This is a genomic window from Vibrio sp. 10N.247.310.24, assembly GCF_041467175.1.
Classification (GTDB): domain Bacteria; phylum Pseudomonadota; class Gammaproteobacteria; order Enterobacterales; family Vibrionaceae; genus Vibrio; species Vibrio tasmaniensis_A.
Genome location: NZ_JBFSUD010000030.1, coordinates 20,185 through 38,133, shown reverse-complemented (window position 1 = coordinate 38,133; position 17,949 = coordinate 20,185). Strand labels below are relative to the sequence as shown.

General features: G+C 44.0%; 14 protein-coding genes. 8 read left to right on the top strand and 6 right to left on the bottom strand.

Going from position 1 to position 17,949, the window contains the following annotated elements; all coding sequences use genetic code 11:
• Positions 1-69: 69 nt before the first annotated feature.
• The 4 genes from manA to mngA all read right to left on the bottom strand — a co-directional run bounded on the left by manA (position 70) and on the right by mngA (position 7,297).
• Positions 70-1,257 carry a mannose-6-phosphate isomerase, class I gene (gene manA, locus AB6E08_RS11475; RefSeq protein ID WP_371709319.1) on the bottom strand — a complete coding sequence of 396 codons (1,188 nt, stop codon included), beginning with the start codon at positions 1,255-1,257 and terminating at the stop codon, positions 70-72.
• A gap of 2 nt (positions 1,258-1,259) precedes the next feature.
• Positions 1,260-2,426, bottom strand: a complete 1,167-nt coding sequence (locus AB6E08_RS11470; protein WP_372066293.1) for a glycerate kinase — start codon at positions 2,424-2,426, stop codon at positions 1,260-1,262.
• A gap of 45 nt (positions 2,427-2,471) precedes the next feature.
• Positions 2,472-5,126, bottom strand: a complete 2,655-nt coding sequence (gene mngB, locus AB6E08_RS11465) for a mannosylglycerate hydrolase (protein WP_372066290.1) — start codon at positions 5,124-5,126, stop codon at positions 2,472-2,474.
• A 236-nt stretch (positions 5,127-5,362) separates the two neighbouring features.
• Positions 5,363-7,297 carry a PTS 2-O-a-mannosyl-D-glycerate transporter subunit IIABC gene (gene mngA, locus AB6E08_RS11460; RefSeq protein WP_017102861.1) on the bottom strand — a complete coding sequence of 645 codons (1,935 nt, stop codon included), beginning with the start codon at positions 7,295-7,297 and terminating at the stop codon, positions 5,363-5,365.
• Between the two features lie 317 nt (positions 7,298-7,614).
• Here mngA and AB6E08_RS11455 point away from each other — a divergent pair, with 317 nt between their 5' ends.
• Positions 7,615-8,331 carry a GntR family transcriptional regulator gene (locus tag AB6E08_RS11455; protein WP_009845448.1) on the top strand — a complete coding sequence of 239 codons (717 nt, stop codon included), beginning with the start codon at positions 7,615-7,617 and terminating at the stop codon, positions 8,329-8,331.
• Positions 8,332-8,897: 566 nt separating this feature from the next.
• Complete coding sequence (dcuC, locus tag AB6E08_RS11450; RefSeq protein WP_372066287.1) at positions 8,898-10,265, top strand: anaerobic C4-dicarboxylate transporter DcuC; 1,368 nt, start codon at positions 8,898-8,900, stop codon at positions 10,263-10,265.
• A gap of 219 nt (positions 10,266-10,484) precedes the next feature.
• On the opposite strand, the gene AB6E08_RS11445 is transcribed toward dcuC, so the two are convergent.
• Positions 10,485-11,117, bottom strand: coding sequence for a response regulator (locus AB6E08_RS11445; protein WP_017101837.1), 633 nt, complete (start codon positions 11,115-11,117; stop codon positions 10,485-10,487).
• Complete coding sequence (narQ, locus tag AB6E08_RS11440; RefSeq protein WP_017097478.1) at positions 11,104-12,834, bottom strand: nitrate/nitrite two-component system sensor histidine kinase NarQ; 1,731 nt, start codon at positions 12,832-12,834, stop codon at positions 11,104-11,106. The genes AB6E08_RS11445 and narQ overlap by 14 nt, the downstream gene beginning before the upstream one ends.
• Before the next feature lie 253 nt (positions 12,835-13,087).
• Here narQ and napF point away from each other — a divergent pair, with 253 nt between their 5' ends.
• The 6 genes from napF to AB6E08_RS11410 all read left to right on the top strand — a co-directional run bounded on the left by napF (position 13,088) and on the right by AB6E08_RS11410 (position 17,729).
• Complete coding sequence (gene napF / locus AB6E08_RS11435; protein ID WP_372066283.1) at positions 13,088-13,567, top strand: ferredoxin-type protein NapF; 480 nt, start codon at positions 13,088-13,090, stop codon at positions 13,565-13,567.
• 23 nt (positions 13,568-13,590) lie between these two features.
• Complete coding sequence (locus AB6E08_RS11430) at positions 13,591-13,896, top strand: chaperone NapD (protein ID WP_372066280.1); 306 nt, start codon at positions 13,591-13,593, stop codon at positions 13,894-13,896.
• Positions 13,893-16,382, top strand: coding sequence for a periplasmic nitrate reductase subunit alpha (gene napA / locus AB6E08_RS11425; protein ID WP_009845454.1), 2,490 nt, complete (start codon positions 13,893-13,895; stop codon positions 16,380-16,382). The genes AB6E08_RS11430 and napA overlap by 4 nt, the downstream gene beginning before the upstream one ends.
• Before the next feature lie 125 nt (positions 16,383-16,507).
• The gene (locus AB6E08_RS11420; protein WP_009845455.1) at positions 16,508-16,969 is read left to right on the top strand and encodes a nitrate reductase cytochrome c-type subunit; all 462 of its coding nucleotides are present in this window, start codon (positions 16,508-16,510) and stop codon (positions 16,967-16,969) included.
• Positions 16,970-16,998: 29 nt separating this feature from the next.
• Positions 16,999-17,580 carry a NapC/NirT family cytochrome c gene (locus AB6E08_RS11415; RefSeq protein WP_009845456.1) on the top strand — a complete coding sequence of 194 codons (582 nt, stop codon included), beginning with the start codon at positions 16,999-17,001 and terminating at the stop codon, positions 17,578-17,580.
• An 11-nt stretch (positions 17,581-17,591) separates the two neighbouring features.
• A complete protein-coding gene (locus AB6E08_RS11410) occupies positions 17,592-17,729 on the top strand; it encodes a TIGR02808 family protein (RefSeq protein ID WP_009845457.1) in 138 nt (45 codons plus the stop codon).
• Positions 17,730-17,949 lie beyond the last annotated feature (220 nt).

The window sequence follows — 17,949 nt, the reverse complement described above, 5'->3', positions numbered from 1 at the left end:
ATCCAATATTGAGTACCACTTTACAGTGGCACTCTGACATTTCTTTTGCTGATCGCTAGCACGGGGGCACTAGTTAAAAGCACGAGCCAAAATGCCATTCCCTTGATATTGGTAAACACTTGAATTACTACTTACAAAGACCGATTCTCCGGGTTTAAGAGAAACTGACCGTCCTTCTGAAGTGACGGTCGCCTCTCCTTCCACACAGAACAAGATCTCCGCGCTACGTAAATACTGTGACTTGCTCTCATCAGTCGCAGACAAGATATCAAATCCAAAGTCATCCACAGGAATCGGATAGCTCATCTTGCCCTCTTTCAATACAGGCTTAAGACGAATATCTTCTGGCTTAATCGGCTCAAAGATCGTGTTATCGATAAGTTCAGGAACGTCTATGTATTTGGGTGTAAGACCGGCGCGCAGCACATTGTCTGAGTTTGCCATGATCTCTAAACCCGTACCTTGCACATAAGCGTGAGGTGTTTCTGCGAACAGGAACATCGCTTCACCGGGCGCCAGTTCAACCGTGTTGAGCATCAATGGGGCAAACAAACCAATATCACCCGGATAGTGCTGTTTGAATTCAATGCTGTATTGCAGAGCTTCACGCCCCATGACCGTTTTAGCTGGTCGCGCATGTGCAGCATAAAGCTCATTAAGCGCAGACGCTTTGCGGTCACCTTCAAGAGACATAATTGCGCTAAAGAAAGACTTCAGAGAATCACTGTCGGCATTGGCTTTAAGTACATTAAGCTCAATCGCTAACGAACGAATATCTGCTTCTTCGAACAAGGCAATAATATCGTCGATTGGACGAAAGCCATTCATCGCTTTGTAGAAGGTCAACGCATAAACCAACTCAGGCTTGTGGTTTGGATCTTTGTAATTACGATTTGACGCATTCAAAGGGATACCAAGTGCATTCTCTCGCTCAAAACCTAATTCAGATTTACGCTTATTCGGATGAACCTGAATCGACAACGGTGTTTCAGCTGCTAATACCTTAAATAAGAAAGGTAGTTCACCGAAACGTGCCGCCGTGTACCCACCTAAGACATCGATTCTATTTTCATCAATCATGTGAGAAAGCGGCTCACCGGTATCGCCTACTTTTGAGCAACCATTAGGATGAGCACCCATCCAAATTTCTGCTTGAGGTTCTTGGTTTGGGTTCACAATACCAAACAGTTGGTTAATGGAGTCTTTGCTTCCCCATGCGTAGTTTTGAATAACGTTGTCGAGTTTAAATAGAGACATAATTACTTCTCATTAAAAATCTGGCTGCCAAGCTTGAGCGTGGCGGCGATATTACGGGCAGTACGAGTCAGGTTTTGATTCGCTTCTAATAAAACTTGGTCTAAAGAGTGAGGTGAACGTACAGTTCCAAATAAGCTAGACATTGAACCGTAAAGCTTTTCAACGTCTTGCCCCAAAGAGCCCGCAATTCCTATCGTTGGAATATTCAGCTTTTGAGCTCGCTGAGCGATACCGAAAGGTGTTTTACCTTGCAGGGTTTGGTTGTCCATCTGCCCCTCTCCAGTCACGACCAGTGAAGCACCGTCAAGAACCTTATCTGCACCCAAGGCATCTAGTACCATCTCAATACCCGCTTTAATTTGGATATTGAATGCAAGACTTAACCCCAGTGGTGTACCACCAGCCGCACCAAAACCAGCTGTGTCTCGATGATTAATACCCGTACGCGCTTGAGCGATATCGGCAAAGTGTCCGATCGCAGTATCAAGTTGTTCAACTTGAGCTTTTGATACTCCCTTCTGCGGACCAAACACAGCACTTGCTCCGCTTTCGCCACACAGTGGATTATTTATATCACACGCGACCACGAACGTGACTTCTTTACATCTCGGGTGCAGCCCATCAAGATCGATGCTTGCTAGCTGGCTTAATTCGGCACCGCCACCAGATAGCTCGTTTCCTTGCTTGTCTAATAACTTGCCTCCCAACGCTTGTAAAATGCCTGCACCTGCATCGTTGGTTGCGCTACCGCCCAAGCCGATAATGATTTGTTCAACGCCTTGATCTAAAGCATCTTTAATCAATAGCCCTGTGCCAAACGAAGATGCAGTTAAAGGTGATCTTTCTTCTACGGTTAATCGGTCTAAACCCGAAGCTTGGGCAAACTCTACCAAGGCAGCGTTTACGCTTTTTCCATCAACCTGTTGTACAAGTGAAGCCCAGTAAGCCGTGCATTCACGTCCGATTGGATCCGTCGTTTGCAGCCCTTGCTTCTTACCATTGAGCGCGTCTAACAACACGTCTACCGTGCCTTCTCCGCCATCGGCGAGTGGCATTTTCACAAACTCTGCATGAGGGAAAACGTCAGCAAATCCACGCTCAATACAAGACGCAACTTGATGAGCGTCGAGTGATTCTTTAAATGAATCGGGGGCAATTACAATTTTCATTGTCGTTCACCATTCCCGCCCATCAAGGTGAGCGGGTGATTGAAATTAGAATTTGATTTGGAATGTTTTTGCTTGGCAAGATGCCAGTTCGCCAAAAGACAAGTCACCAAAGGTTTCTGTCGCTACATCACCTTCACGAACGCGCTCGTCCATGCTTGTCTCTTTCCAACTTGAAACCGCTTGAGTGAACGAGATTGAATCCGATACTGAACCCGTTTCTGCTGGGTTGTAGACACGCATGATCAGCGCATCTTCGTCTTCCGCTTTCTTAAGTACGCTTAGCACCGCACCTGCTTGTTGCTTAGACAGAAGGCTAAAGCTCATTGGAAGGTTCTGCTCACCTACGTTTAGCTTCATCGCGTTGTAAGGGATCTTGTTGTAGCACTCGATTTGAGTGACATTGTCACGTGCTTGCGCCATGATGTTCGCGTCTATGTGATTACCAGAGAAACCGCATAGAGTGAATTCACACACTAACTTGCCGCGTACTTGTGAGTCCGGTGTCGGGATCTTGATACCTGAAGGACGACCCGGACGAAGCAATAGTTCTTCTTTACCCAACACGCCGATACCACGGAACAATGTCAGTGCGAAGGTATCTCTGTTTTCGTCACCTTGCGAAGCAATCACTTCAAATTCACGCAGGCCATTCGACATAATCGCCATACCCGCTTTGCCGTTTTCTAGCGCTGCGAAGTTCATTAACTGATACACAGGAACTGGCGCTTCTTTCCACTTCTCTTCTTCCCAAACCGCCATAGCAGGGTCATTGGTTGGTCGAGTAATACAACCGAACTGGTTATCTGCAACCACAGTTTCAGAAACGAATGGCGTTGGTACTAGCACACGTACACGGTGGTCGTCGGCTTGGTTGTCTAGCTCCATACGAACTTCAATGCGGCGAGAACCTTGCTTCAATACCACTTGGCATTGCGCGTCAACGAATCCGTTTTGACCCGTACGTTCTTCACGCTCTGCAAGGTTTGCAGGCACGTTCATGCGGAAAGCGATGTTCGCTACCGATTGAAAGCCTTGGTGATCAATCGATGTTTCTACCGGGAACTCATCTGAGTACAGCAACCATTCTTGACGAGATGGAGAGTAATCGTACTCATCGCCGTCATCAGAACCGTCTTCTAAACGAAGTACTTGGTCGAATACTTGCTCTGTCTCTTTATCGAAAATAGTCAGAGTACCGTTGTCGTTTACATTGATTCGGTAGTACTCGTTCTCTAGCAAGTAGTCTTTTTGTTCTGCAACTTTTACTGCGCCCTTCTCGTTACCTTGGATGTGTAACGTGGTGAAGCCCATCGCTGGCACAGTACGTTTGATCTGAATATCAAACTCCATGAACGGGTCGTAGTTACCGTAGTGAACGATTTGACGGTCTACTTTACCTGGGTCAATTTGGCGTTTATCTTGGATGAAGTATTCAACAGGGTTTTCGTTTTCATCAAAAATAGAGAACTCTTGAGCACGGATAGTGATAGTCGTGTTAACCACTTCTTCACGCTCGTATGGCGAAAGGTTGAACATCGCCAGTTTGTCGCAACCTTCGCGATCTGGCATATGGTCGACAATCTTACGCTTGTAGAAGTGAATCAGGTTGGTCGCCATGTCGTCCGCAAGGATGTAGCGGTTTAGGATCTCAGCGTGAACCTTGTCAGAACAACAGCAACCAATCGAGTCGTGAGCGTGGTTCTTCATGCTCTCTTTCCACATTTTCTCAATCAAACCGTGGTGGTACTCAAAGCCTAATGTCCAAGCGATAGACGCTAGCGGTTCTAAGATATTTACAATCTTGTTTTCGATTTCTGCGTGGATCAGTTTGATGTCCATACGCGTAGAAGAGATCGTGCGGTGAACACGCATGTATTTACCGTCGTTGAACTCGCCTTTGATTGTGTCGAGTTGGTCGCGCGCCGCTTCTACTTTCTCAAACACTTCTTCGTAACGGCTCATTGAGAATTCACGATCTGGGTAGATTTCGCGAAGCTTGTCCATTACTTCAAAGATGTCTTTTTGAATCGGCATTTGGTCATGACCGTTCGGCAGCAGGATGTCTTTGGTTACCGATGGTTTCTCTAGCACTGGGAAGTACTTATCTAAACGAGCACGCAGGCCTTCTTCATCTTGAGGAAGGTATTTACCAATCGCGTACCCCAGCGGAAGCACTTGTGCCGTTACTTCACTGCCGTCGTTTGACTGCCATAAGAATTCTGTTTTGTTGGTGCCGTGACGCTCTGAACAACCACGCCAGAACATTGCACGCGTGATATCGAAGCCGTTGTAGATCATCGGCAGCTGAGAGCTCATGCTGAATGAATCTGGTAGGTAACCGATCTTCATTGCATCGCCAAATTTCATACAGTCGCGAATGCCATACATCATGTTACGTACAATCGACTCACCAGAAACTTGCATTGTGTCGGTTTGAGAGTACCAAGGGCCAATAATTAGCTTGCCCGCTTCAACCAATGCTTTTACGCGTTCTGTGTTCTCTGGTTTGATCGCGAAGTAATCTTCTAGAACGGCTGTTTGACCATCTAGAACGTAGTATTTGTATTCTGGATCGCTCTCCAGACGGTTCATGATTTCTTCCATGTTGTTCACTAGAAGAATACGAGACTCTTCTGTTGTGAAATACCATTCACGATCCCAGTGCATGTGTGGAGTAATATGTACGCGTGATGTAGTCATAATCATTTACCTAAATGTGTCGCTTCGAGTAAATCTTAAATTCGAGCTCAAATACGACTAAATTAAAGTTTTTCAAGGGGTTAAAATTGGCTGCCACTAAATTTAGGGTGCAGAAAACCACGCCCAGAATCTGTGAGAATAAAACCGTTAGGAGCACAGGTATTTAGGACAGCCAGTTGTTTGTTATTTTTTATATATTGATTTCGCAGTGAGTTAGCAGCTAACTCAAAATTCAGTTAGTTCTGTGTTGCAGTACTTGCTTCAAACTTACCCTTTTTTACAGCGTGACCACGCCACATCAGAAGAGTAATGGTTGAAATCACTGTGCCGACAATGGCAGCACCGAACCAGATTGCAGCAGCAGAGAATGCGCCCAAACCTGAATCGTGTAACAAGAAGATAGAGAAGATACCTGCACCCGGAGTCGATAGACCAATACCTGCCGCACCAACCATCGCACCTGTAACCACTGATCCTAGTAAGAATGAGCCGATTACACGGATTGGATCTTCAATCGCCATTGGGATCGCACCTTCGGTAATACCCGCTAGGCCAAGTAGCCATGTAGATTTACCGGTTTCAATCTCAAAGTCTTTGAATAGGCGTGGAGCGATCATGGTTGAAGCCGTTACGGTGAACGCTGATACCATTTTTACTGAACCAAAGATTGCGTATGGGCCATAAACACCGTTCGCCATTGCACCTAAACAGAATGCGTAAGCGGCTTTGTTTACCGGACCACCTAAGTCGAATGATACAAACAGACCAAGAATCGCACCCAATAACAGCGCATTGGTGCCTGACATACCGTTCAACCAGTCCGTTAGACCTTGGTTTAGGAACGCAACAGGTTTACCGATAACAAATAGCATCAAGCTACCTGCCACTAAAGTACCGATCACCGGATAAAGGTAGAAAGTAAGGAAGCCGTTAAACGCAGGGCCTAAGCGAACATGCTCTTTTACCCAACGCATCACGTAACCAGCAATCAAACCACCAACAACACCGCCTAGGAAACCAGAGCCAATGATGTTTGCTGCAATACCTGCGGCAAAACCAGGACCAAGTGCCGGTTTATCTGCTAATGAGTAAGCTGTGTAAGCTGCCAGTACTGGCACCATCAATGTACCCAGTAGGCCGCCACCTAGTTTGCGATACATCCATAGCCAAGAATCTTTTGTTGCGTAGAGCTCTTGCAGGTCAAAAATTTGCGCGATAAGAACAGCAACCGCAAGAACAGTACCACCAGCAACGATAAGAGGAACCGCGTAAGAAATACCAGAAAGCAGTGCTTGTTTAAGCTCAGTTTTCAACGGAAGTTTCTTTGGTTTGTCATCAGTAGCAACTTTACGTTCTGCTCCGTTACCTTTTTTCGACTCTTCAATCGCTTCATTAAGAATGCGTTCACCGTGTTTAATCGGTTCTGCAACTGGCGTTTCTACACGAGGAATGCCGTTAAAGCGCTCAGATTCTTTAATCGCCACTTCAGCAGCAAAAACACAAGCCACAGCATTGTTTAATTGCTCAGCCGTTAAGCGATCTTCTATACCGTTTGCGCCCTGTTTTTCAACATGCACGTTATAGCCAAGCTTTTTGCCCGCCTTTTCAAGATACTCTGCCGCCATATAGGTATGAGCAATGCCTGCTGGGCAAGCCGTCACACATACAATTGTCGGGGCATTTGTATCTAAGTTGTCTTGTTTCTCATCTTGTTGATTGTCGCCATCAAGAAGCGCGAAGATTTCTTCAGCGGTTGTTGCTTTTAATACTGCTTCGCGAACATCGTCGTCAACCAATGTAGTTGTCAGTGCAGTAAGCAGATGCATGTGGGTAGAACCCGCTTCTGCATTTGGAATCGCAATTAGGAAGATTAGATTTACATCTTCGTCTTCATCCAAGCCTTTCCATTTCATGTCTTCTTTAAGCGTTGCTACAGCGAAACCAGCTTCTTTAACCGCGTCAGTCTTGCCATGCGGTACTGCTAGGCCTTCGCCAAGCGCTGTCGGGCCTTGCTCTTCACGAGCAAATACTGCATCAAGGTACTCTTGCTTGTTATGCAGTTTGCCTTGCTGATCCAGTTGGTCAGCAAGTGCGTAAATCGCTTCTTCTCGACTGCTAAACGTAGTTTGCAGATTTACGAGCGACTTATTCGTTAGAGTAGTAAGTTTCATAACCTTTGTCCCATAGTCACGGATTAGTACGACAGTCGTCCCTGCCGACGAGAAGAATAATACAACTTCAAGACATTTAATCCGTGATCACGATCTCATCAATACATATTTGTATTTAATTTGTATTTGAATCGTATTGGTAAATCCTTTAAGAAAGCTTGTTATGTATCGTTTAATTTGTATTATATGTACTACAAAACGCCGATACGATGCTCACACTAACCTTTAAAGCAAGGCTTATATAGAGCAAATTTACGTATTTAAGGTACAGGTTCTTAATCAAAGTCTAGTTGTCCTAGCGCACAAATGAGGCAAAAATGGCAAGACTCCCTATGTATCGCCAAATCGCCGATGCAATAAGAGAAAAGATCAGTTCTGGAGAATATAAAGTTGGCGAAGCACTCCCAACAGAAGCGCAATTGCGTGAAGTATTCTCGGTAAGCCGTGTAACGGTTAGGCAGGCGCTGAAACTACTGATCGAAAACGATGAGCTTGAAAGTGTTCAAGGCAGCGGTACTTACGTCAAAGAGAACAAGATCAATTACGACATCTACAAACAGTCGAGCTTTCAAGAAAAGTGGGCGCATTTGGATGTGGTTACACACAGTGAAGTCCTGGCCTTTGAAATGAAGCCGTGTTCTTTGGCGATGTCTGAGCATTTAGATATCAAAGAAGGCGAATTGGTTTTCTACGTAAAACGTGTTCGTTTCATAGACAACAATCCAATCACGGTTGAAGAAACTTGGTTACCTGTTGCCCTATTCCCAGATCTCACCTATCAAGTGATGCAGACATCAAAGTACGACTTTATTGAGAACACCAAAGGCATGGTGATTGATAGAAGTGAGCAAGAATTGGTGCCGATTCTTCCGCCTGAAGATGTTGCGAAACAGCTAGGTATTGACCCAGCTCAGCCTATCATTGAAAAACGTACTCGCGGTTACCTTGCCAATAACACGGTGTTTGAATACAGCCGTAACTACTTCACGTCTAACGATTACCGATTCACTTTGGTCGCAAGACGCCAAAGGTAAGCAATACTATAGGCTTTGGTTTACCTAAACGAATGCACCAAAGAAGCTCTTCCACACTTAGAGCTTCTTTTACCTTTAATACCAAATCACACACCAGATACGCGTTGTGTGATTTGATCACCGAGAATTAAATCTCCCTCCAGGCTTCAACGCGAAGTGCTCGATAGCATTAAAACCACTCTAAAACATCATAAGGCTGTAACACTTTGATTGTGCTTCCCACATCAAATCGCCCGTTCGTCTCTTGCCCCACATAACTCTCTTTTTCTCGCTATTATCACCATTTGCAAATCAACGGCTAAAGTTATCCAACCCTTCCTGTCATATGAAACTAAAACAAGCAAAGGTGATCCAAGTTATATTCTAGGGAGTCACAAAATTTGTTTATTAACATCCAAACAACAGTGGTTAATCAATATTTACAACCACAATTAACATCAAAAAAAATGTTTGTCTTAGATCATACCAAACTCAAGTTTGCCTCGTGCCACAGTGTAGTTTTCTGTACATTCATTGTCATATTCTGAAACACTTTCTTATATTTTTTAAACTTTGTGGAGATTTCTATGTTAGAGCTCTTGATCGGATTAGTGATTACCATTGCTGTTGGTTACTTTATTGTAAAAGGCTATAAAGCAGCGGGCGTGTTACTAACTGCTGGCCTTGCCCTACTTCTTATTACCGGCCTTATTGGTCACACAGTCTTACCAGCTAAAGTCGCATCAACAGGTAACATGGTTACCGACTCACTAGAATTTGTTAAGTACATGCTTCAGTACCGTGGGGGCGGCCTGGGCATGCAAATCATGCTTCTTTGTGGTTTTGCTTCTTACATGACGCACATTGGTGCTAACAACGTAGTAGTGAAACAGTTCTCTAAACCGCTTGCTGCTATTAAATCTCCCTATGTACTTCTTGTTGCGGCTTACATCGTAGCGTGTCTAATGTCTCTAGCAGTAAGTTCTGCAACAGGCCTTGGTGTGTTACTGATGGCGACCCTATTCCCAATGATGACGGCGATGGGTATTTCACGCCCAGCAGCGGTTGCCATTTGTGCATCACCTGCAGCAATCATTCTTTCACCAACCTCTGGTGATGTGGTTATCGCAGCTGAAAAATCAGGCATGTCTCTTGATGTGTTTGCTGTTCAAACAGTATTGCCTGTTTCTATCTGTGCAATCATCGTGATGGCTGGCGCGGCTTTCTTCTGGAACAAATACCTAGATAAAAAAGAAAACACGCCAATGGAAAAAGTAGACGTTTCTGAAATCGAAACAACAGCACCGGCTTTCTACGCTGCACTGCCATTCCTACCTATCATCGGCGTTTTCCTATTCAACGGCCGCACGATTCCAGGGCTTTCACTTGATATCTACACCATTGTTGTAGGTTCTATCTTCGTGGGCGCAGTTATCGATTACGTTGTTAAGAAGTTTGACGGCGAGAAAACATTAGAAGACTTAGATTCTTGCTACCAAGGCATGGCTGACGCGTTCAAAGGCGTGGTAATGTTGTTGGTTGCGGCGGGCGTATTTGCTCAAGGTCTAATGTCTATCGGTGCGATTGATAACCTAATCGGTCTTGCTGAATCTGCAGGCGCAGGCGGTATCGCATTGATGCTTATCCTAACAGGTTTAACGGTTGCTGCAGCTATCGCGACAGGTTCTGGTAACGCGCCTTTCTATGCATTCGTAGAACTGGCTCCATCACTAGCGGCGAAAATGGGCTTGAACCCAGCGTTCCTAATCATCCCTATGCTTCAAGCATCTAACCTAGGCCGTACCATTTCTCCAGTATCTGGCGTAATTGTTGCGACATCGGGTATGGGTAAAATCAGCCCGTTTGAAGTTGTAAAACGTACTTCTGTTCCAGTAATCTGTGGTCTTATCACGGTTATCTTTGGTACGCTGGTATTGGTTCCAATGGCAGCTTAACTTAAAGAAACACTCTATCTAGACTGATACAAGCTAAGATAGAGATGCCGATATAAAATGCCCTAACAAAAAGGCGCTGAACTTAATAAGTTCAGCGCCTTTTTTGCGTCATATTAATTAGAGAATTCAAAACTCTATCTATTGGATCTTGATACTAAAAATGTCACAAGGGATTGAAACAGCACGGCTTTAAATAGTATTACTTAAAAAGAACAAGCCCTACTTCATGTCACCATAACGTTCTAAATAAAGAACGGTTGCTGCGGTACGAGAAGGCACTTGCAACTTTTTCAACAAACTCTTCATATGTACCTTAACTGTCGATTCAGAAATAAACAGGTGATCGGCGATCTGCTTGTTACGGTAACCTTTCGCGACTTCTTGAAGAATTTGCATTTCACGTTCAGTCAATTGGTCGAAGATATCATTTCGACTGTCAGCATCATTCAAATAGCGAGCTACCACAGTGCTGTATGCCTTATCGCCGCTATGTGCTTGCTTAAGCAGTTCAATCAGCTCATCGGGTTCAGTATCTTTCAGTAAGTAACCATCAGCGCCCGCTTTAACAATCGCTTCGATATCCGCAGGGCTATCAGAAACCGTTAAAATAACGATGTTAGCGCTTGAACCATCAGTTCGAAGTGCTTTCAAGGTATCTAGCCCAGACATTCCTTTCATATTCAGATCCAATAGGATCAAATCAGGTTCTTCTTCATGGGCAAGTGCGACCGCTTCAGTACCGTTACTTGCTTCTGCAATCACTTCAAATTCATCTTCAAAGCTCAGTAATTGGCTTATACCTCTGCGCATCAATGGATGATCATCAACCAACATTACTTTACAAATCGTCAACTTTAACTTCCTTTAAACTTTTATATTTCAATATGACTGTACAGCCCTCACCTTGAGCCGCTTCAATCGTTAAGTCACCATTCAGTCTTGCCGCACGCTCCTGCATAATACTCATTCCGTAGTGGTTCATCTTCGAACTACTTGGGTCAAAGCCTTCTCCATTATCTTTAATCACGACTAATACTTGTCCGTCCTCATCGATACAGCATACATCTATCAAGTCGGCATTGGCGTGTTTTATTGCGTTTATTGTTGCTTCACGAATCAATTGAAGCAAGTGAACCTGACTGTGTGCATCAAGCTCGAGCGATGAAAGGTTATTAGTTAATTTAATCTTCGCATCGGTTCTTTCACTGAGTTGCTCTAGCATGGTGCTCAAAGCATCTCCAAAGCTACCCTCTTTGATGGATAACCTAAATGTGGTGAGTAGCTCTCTCAATTGAGTATAAGCACCCGCTAATCCATTCCCTAGCTCAGATGCTATCTGCTCTGACTGCTCTCGATGTTTGTGCTCCGGAAGTTTACCAATAACACGCTTTAACAATGTCACTTGGATTTTTAAATACGACAGCGATTGGGCCAATGAATCATGCAGTTCACGCGCAATCGTCGCTCGCTCTTCCATAATAATAAGCTGCTCAGCTTTCTTTTGAGCGCGATTATAATAGATAGCTCTCGATAGTAGTTGGATAAAACTCTCAATTAGCGTCTTAGTTGAATGACCGTGATGATATGAGCAATACAGATAGCCCAAAACAAGTTCGTTATCATCCAGTTTCATTTCAAACTTTTCATAATCGCAAGTCGGGTCGTAACCTTCATCCATAATCAAAGAACGTCCCGAATTATCGACGATTTCTAACCTTAGCGATTCAATCCCTTCTAGACTGACCAAGTGCTGTAAAATAGCTCGGAAATTTTCCGGTGCAACACGCGTTACCGTGAGTTCTTGAGAAGAATAATAGAGTGCTTGTAATGATTGGTTAGCATTTTGTAACTCAACCGTCTTGGCATCGACAACATCTTCAAGGTTTCGATACAGCACGCCTAAATCTTTCGCCATCGAGTTAAATGTTTTGGTCAAAATGCCCAGTTCATTATTGTTGGTAACCTCTAACTTAACCTCGAAATCACTGTTTTTGATTCTCTGGCTAGCTCTAACGAGAGCGTGTAGAGGCTTAACAACTTGTTTACGTACAAAATGAACAACAAAAAGAGATATGACGAGTATTCCACCTAGACCTATACCACCAGCCCATGCCAATTTAATTAATTTGTTTTCTGAAAATTCTTGTAACTTAAAAACAAAGCGGTCGATTTCAATAACAAAATTTTCAACAAGTACCAGGTAGTGTTTTCTATCTTCGCTATTTAAGACCTGCTTCAATTCATGCCAACGGCCAATTATTAAATAATAATCATTTGTAATATCAGTTGGTACTTCCCAACTCACCAAATTAGTCATTGATGTGGAATAAAGGGAACTTTCAAATTCACGAATATGAGAATCGTAATCCACTGATTCTATTTGAATATCATGCGCTAAACGGTAGCTTTGCATGCGCATCGAGCCAGCCACATTAACCGCCTCGGCATCATTAAGGCTGGACGCCAATGTAAAAATAGCAAAACCGGTGGTGGCAACTGAAAGGAGCAATATAAATAGCAATGATTTAGCTATTGTACTCGTCACAGATGAAACAGGTTTAATAAGCAAAGTTAATATCCTGAAGGTATAAAAATGGCTATCGGGAACCTATTGTCACACATCAAAAAACAGAGCTCCATTCAATATGTGACCAAACGCTTCATAATTTATTGATCTAAGACAATATAGGATCCCATTTAGCCCTTAAGGGGTATTTATACAAATATTTCTAAAACTACACTACTTGTGAGGATAAATGACAAGATATTAACGAAACAATGATCTACAATTACAACATCTTAGCAACATTAGTAGGCATTTAGTGGTAGACCTATCGAGACGACGCCTATTTTCTAGGCGAAAAGTAGATTCAAGCCAAATTCGATTGCCTTGGATTAAAAGTCTAGAAAGCTTCGCAGATGATTGTACACGTTGTGGTAAATGCATCGAAAGTTGCGAGACACACATCATCATTGTCGGCGACGGTGGTTTTCCTACTGTCGACTTCTCAAAAGACGAATGTACATTCTGTTATCAATGTGCAAACGTTTGTCCAGAGCCAATTTTTAAACCCGAGGAAGAAACGCCTTGGCTGGCAAAAGCAACTATCTCTGATAAGTGCTTGGCCCAACAAAATGTTGAATGCCGAAGCTGTGGTGACATGTGTGAACCTATGGCGATTCAATTTCAACTTAGAGCAGGCAGTGTTGCTCTACCAAAAATCGAGTTAGATGAGTGTAGCGGTTGTGGAGCCTGCGTAGCAGTTTGCCCTACTTCGGCTATTCTTGTGAGTAATGCATAAAACAAAAATAACGAGAGCAATTTATGGCACTAAATGAAGTGCATATATCAAGTTTAGTCGTGCATGTGAGCCCAGAGCATCTAGACGAGATCAAAGCACAAATCGAGCAATACGATAATGCGGAAATCTACGGCAGTAGCCCTGAAGGCAAAATCATCGTGGTCCTAGAAACCGAGAACCAAGGCTTTGTTACGGACACCATCGAAGAAATTAATAATATTACGAACGTTTTAGGCACAGCTTTGGTTTATCACCAAATCGAAACTGAGCTCGACGAAACGGATTTAGAAACTGGAAGCAACAATTCTCAACTTGAGGGTGAAGTATGAAAATGACAAGACGCGCGTTTGTGAAAGCAAACGCAGCTGCATCAGCGGCAGCCGTTGCAGGTGTAACTCTGCCAGCAACAGCAACCAACCTGATTGCTAGCTCAGATCAAACAAAAATCACGTGGGATAAAGCGCCTTGTCGTTTTTGTGGTACGGGCTGTTCAGTACTAGTTGGTACTCAAAACGGTAAAGTGGTCGCGACTCAAGGCGACCCAGAAGCACCGGTAAACAAAGGCCTTAACTGTATTAAAGGCTACTTCCTTTCAAAAATCATGTACGGTAAAGACCGTCTTGAACAGCCTCTTCTTCGTATGAAAGATGGTGAGTTCCACAAAGATGGTGATTTTGCACCAGTATCTTGGGACAAAGCTTTCGACGTAATGGCTGAGAAATGGAAAGCCGCTCTGAAGAAGAACGGTCCAACAGGCGTTGGTATGTTCGGTTCAGGTCAGTGGACAGTAATGGAAGGCTACGCAGCGGTTAAGCTGATGAAAGCGGGCTTCCGTTCAAACAACATCGATCCAAATGCTCGTCACTGTATGGCATCTGCGGTAGGTGCATTCATGCGTACTTTCGGTATCGATGAGCCAATGGGTTGTTACGATGACTTTGAACACGCAGATGCATTCGTACTGTGGGGTTCAAACATGGCAGAAATGCACCCAGTACTATGGACTCGTATTACAGACCGTCGTCTAAGCCACCCACACGTTAAAGTAAACGTACTGTCTACTTACTACCACCGTTCTTTCGAGCTTGCAGACACAGGTTACATCTTCGAACCTCAATCAGATCTTGCGATTGCTAACTTCATCGCTAACTACATCATTCAAAACGATGCGGTGAACTGGGAATTCGTGAACAAACACACGAACTTCAAGCAAGCAACAACAGACATCGGTTACGGCCTTCGTGACAATGACCCACTACAGAAAGCCGCTGCGAACCCTAACTCAGGTAAAATGACTGATATCAGCTTCGAAGACTACAAAGCTTCTGTTGCTGAATACACCGTTGAAAAAGCATCTGAAATGTCAGGTGTATCTCAAGATGACCTTATCAAGCTGGCTAAGCAATACGCAGATCCAAACATCAAAGTAATGTCACTTTGGACTATGGGTATGAACCAACATACTCGTGGTGTATGGATGAACAGCCTTGTGTACAACATCCACCTTCTTACAGGTAAGATTTCTACTCCAGGTAACAGCCCATTCTCACTTACTGGCCAACCATCTGCATGTGGTACAGCTCGTGAAGTAGGTACGTTCTCTCACCGTCTACCGGCAGATATGGTGGTTGCTAACCCTAAACACCGTAAGATTGCAGAAGACATCTGGAAGCTTCCAGAAGGCACTATCCCACCTAAACCGGGTAAACACGCTGTTGCGCAAGACCGTGCGTTAAAAGATGGTACGATCAACGCGTACTGGGTAATGTGTAACAACAACATGCAAGCTGGTCCAAACATCAACACTGAACGTCTACCAGGTTACCGTAACCCAGACAACTTCATTGTATGTTCTGACCCGTACCCAACAGCAACAGCTCAAGCTTCTGACCTTATCCTTCCAACAGCAATGTGGATTGAAAAAGAAGGTGCTTACGGTAACGCTGAGCGTCGTACACAAGCATGGTACCAACAAGTTAAAACCGTAGGTGAAGCAAAGTCTGACCTATGGCAAATCATGGAGTTCTCTAAACGCTTCACTGTTGAAGAAGTTTGGGGCGAAGAGCTTCTAGCTAAAGCACCTGAGTATCGTGGTAAAACGATGTACGACGTGCTGTACAAAAACGGCAACGTTGATGCATTCCCACTGTCTGAAGCACAAGAGCTTAACGACGATGCTCAAGCTCAAGGTTTCTACGTTCAAAAAGGTCTATTCGAAGAATACGCAGCCTTTGGTCGCGATCACGGTCACGATTTAGCACCTTACGACACTTACCACAAAGTCCGTGGCCTACGTTGGCCTGTTGTTGACGGTAAAGAAACACTGTGGCGCTTTAAAGAAGGTTCAGATCCATACGCTAAGAAAGGTTCTGGTTGGGATTTCTACGGTAAACCAGATGGTAAAGCTCTTATCATCAATGCTCCTTACGAAGCACCACCAGAAGTGCCAAGCGACGAATACGACATGTGGCTATGTACAGGTCGTGTTCTTGAGCACTGGCACACAGGTACTATGACTCGTCGTGTACCAGAACTTTACAAAGCAGTACCGGATGCACTTTGTTACATCCACCCTGCTGACGCTAAAGCTCGTGGCCTTCGCCGTGGTGATGAAGTTCTTATCGAAAACAAACGTGGTGAAGTACGCGTTCGTGTTGAAACTCGTGGTCGTAACCGTCCACCACAAGGCTTGGTATTCGTACCATTCTTTGATGCAAGAATTCTGATCAACAAGTTGATCTTGGATGCAACGGATCCTCTGTCTAAGCAGACGGATTACAAGAAGTGTCCAGTTAAGATCACTAAGGTTTCTTAAGAGCCAAGCGCTTTTCGAACCTAGATACAAGATCTAACGTATTTAATATTGCGACTACTTTTTTCATCACTTTTTGAAGGAAGTAGTCCACTCAAAGAATTAGCCTTTAGGCGGAGAAATTAACCATGAAAAAACTGATTACTGCCCTACTATCAGCTGGTCTTTTGCTAGCTGGTGCAGTTCAAGCTCAAGCTGAGCTGGATAACCCAGGCGGCATTGGTGGCGTAGAATCTCTACGTGGTGCAAGTGAACTTGAAGCAACTCGCGCAGCAGATGACTTCAAAAAGTTTCCTCGTGACCAAGTACTTGAGAGTGACTACGTATACCAACCACCTTTAGTACCTCATACTATTCGTAGCTATGAAGTGTCTCTTAACGCTAACAAGTGTCTTGCTTGTCATAGCTGGAAAAACGCAAAAGAAATGGGTGCAACTAAAGTGAGTGTAACTCACTACATGAACCGCGAAGATGCGGTACTTGCTGATGTTTCACCTCGTCGTTACTTCTGTCTACAGTGTCACGTACCTCAAGCTAATGCTAAACCGCTAGTTGAGAACGAGTTCAAACCTGTAGATTCACTGCGTTAATCGTAGCCGGACTGTAAGAGAGGCTATATATGATAAAATTACTTAAAGCGTTTTGGAAAAGACTCGCGACACCAAGTAAAGCAGCGGTAGGCGTTGTTTTGTTCTTGGGTTTCTCGGGTGGTCTTTTGTTCTGGGGTGCATTCAACACGGGTATGGAAGCAACCAATACGGAAGAGTTCTGTTCTGGTTGTCACGCACCTATCGTTGCTGAAATCCAAGAAACAATTCACTACTCTAACCGTTCTGGTGTTCGTGCTATCTGTTCAGACTGTCACGTACCTCATGAGTGGACAGATAAAATTGTTCGTAAGGTTCAGGCTTCTAAAGAGCTATACGCACACTTTATTGCGAAAACCATCAATACTGAAGAAAAGTTCAAAGCACGTCGTGCTCACTTAGCAGAACGCGAATGGGCTCGATTGAAAAAGAACGATTCACTTGAGTGTCGTAACTGTCACCAGTTCGATTACATGGACTTCTCAGAGCAGAGCCCTCGTAGTGCGAAACAACACTCGACAGCGCTAGCTTCTGGTGAAAAAACGTGTGTAGACTGTCACAAAGGTATCGCACACAAACTACCAGACATGCACGGCGTTGAAGGCTGGCAATAAGGAGCGATTGAATGAGTACTTTAGAGAACGTAATTTGGCACATCCTAGGTTACAGCGCTATGCCAGTTATCATTCTTGGTGGCTTTGCAGGTGTTGCAGCCGTATCTCTTTGGCTTTTATCTATGACTAAAGACAAAGAAATCGATTAGAAATCGAAGAGTACGTCAACTTTTATCAGCTAATTTTAATCCATTCTGATATGGGTTGACTCTAAAAAGCCACTGATTTCAGTGGCTTTTTTAATATCTAACGTTTTATCTTTTTATTAATAGGTGGCAAGCTCCCTACCTCACCTCTTAAGTCACATCCACAATACAAAGTACCTTTCTACAGAGCCCTTTAGATAGACACTTCGATAGAAAAGAACGG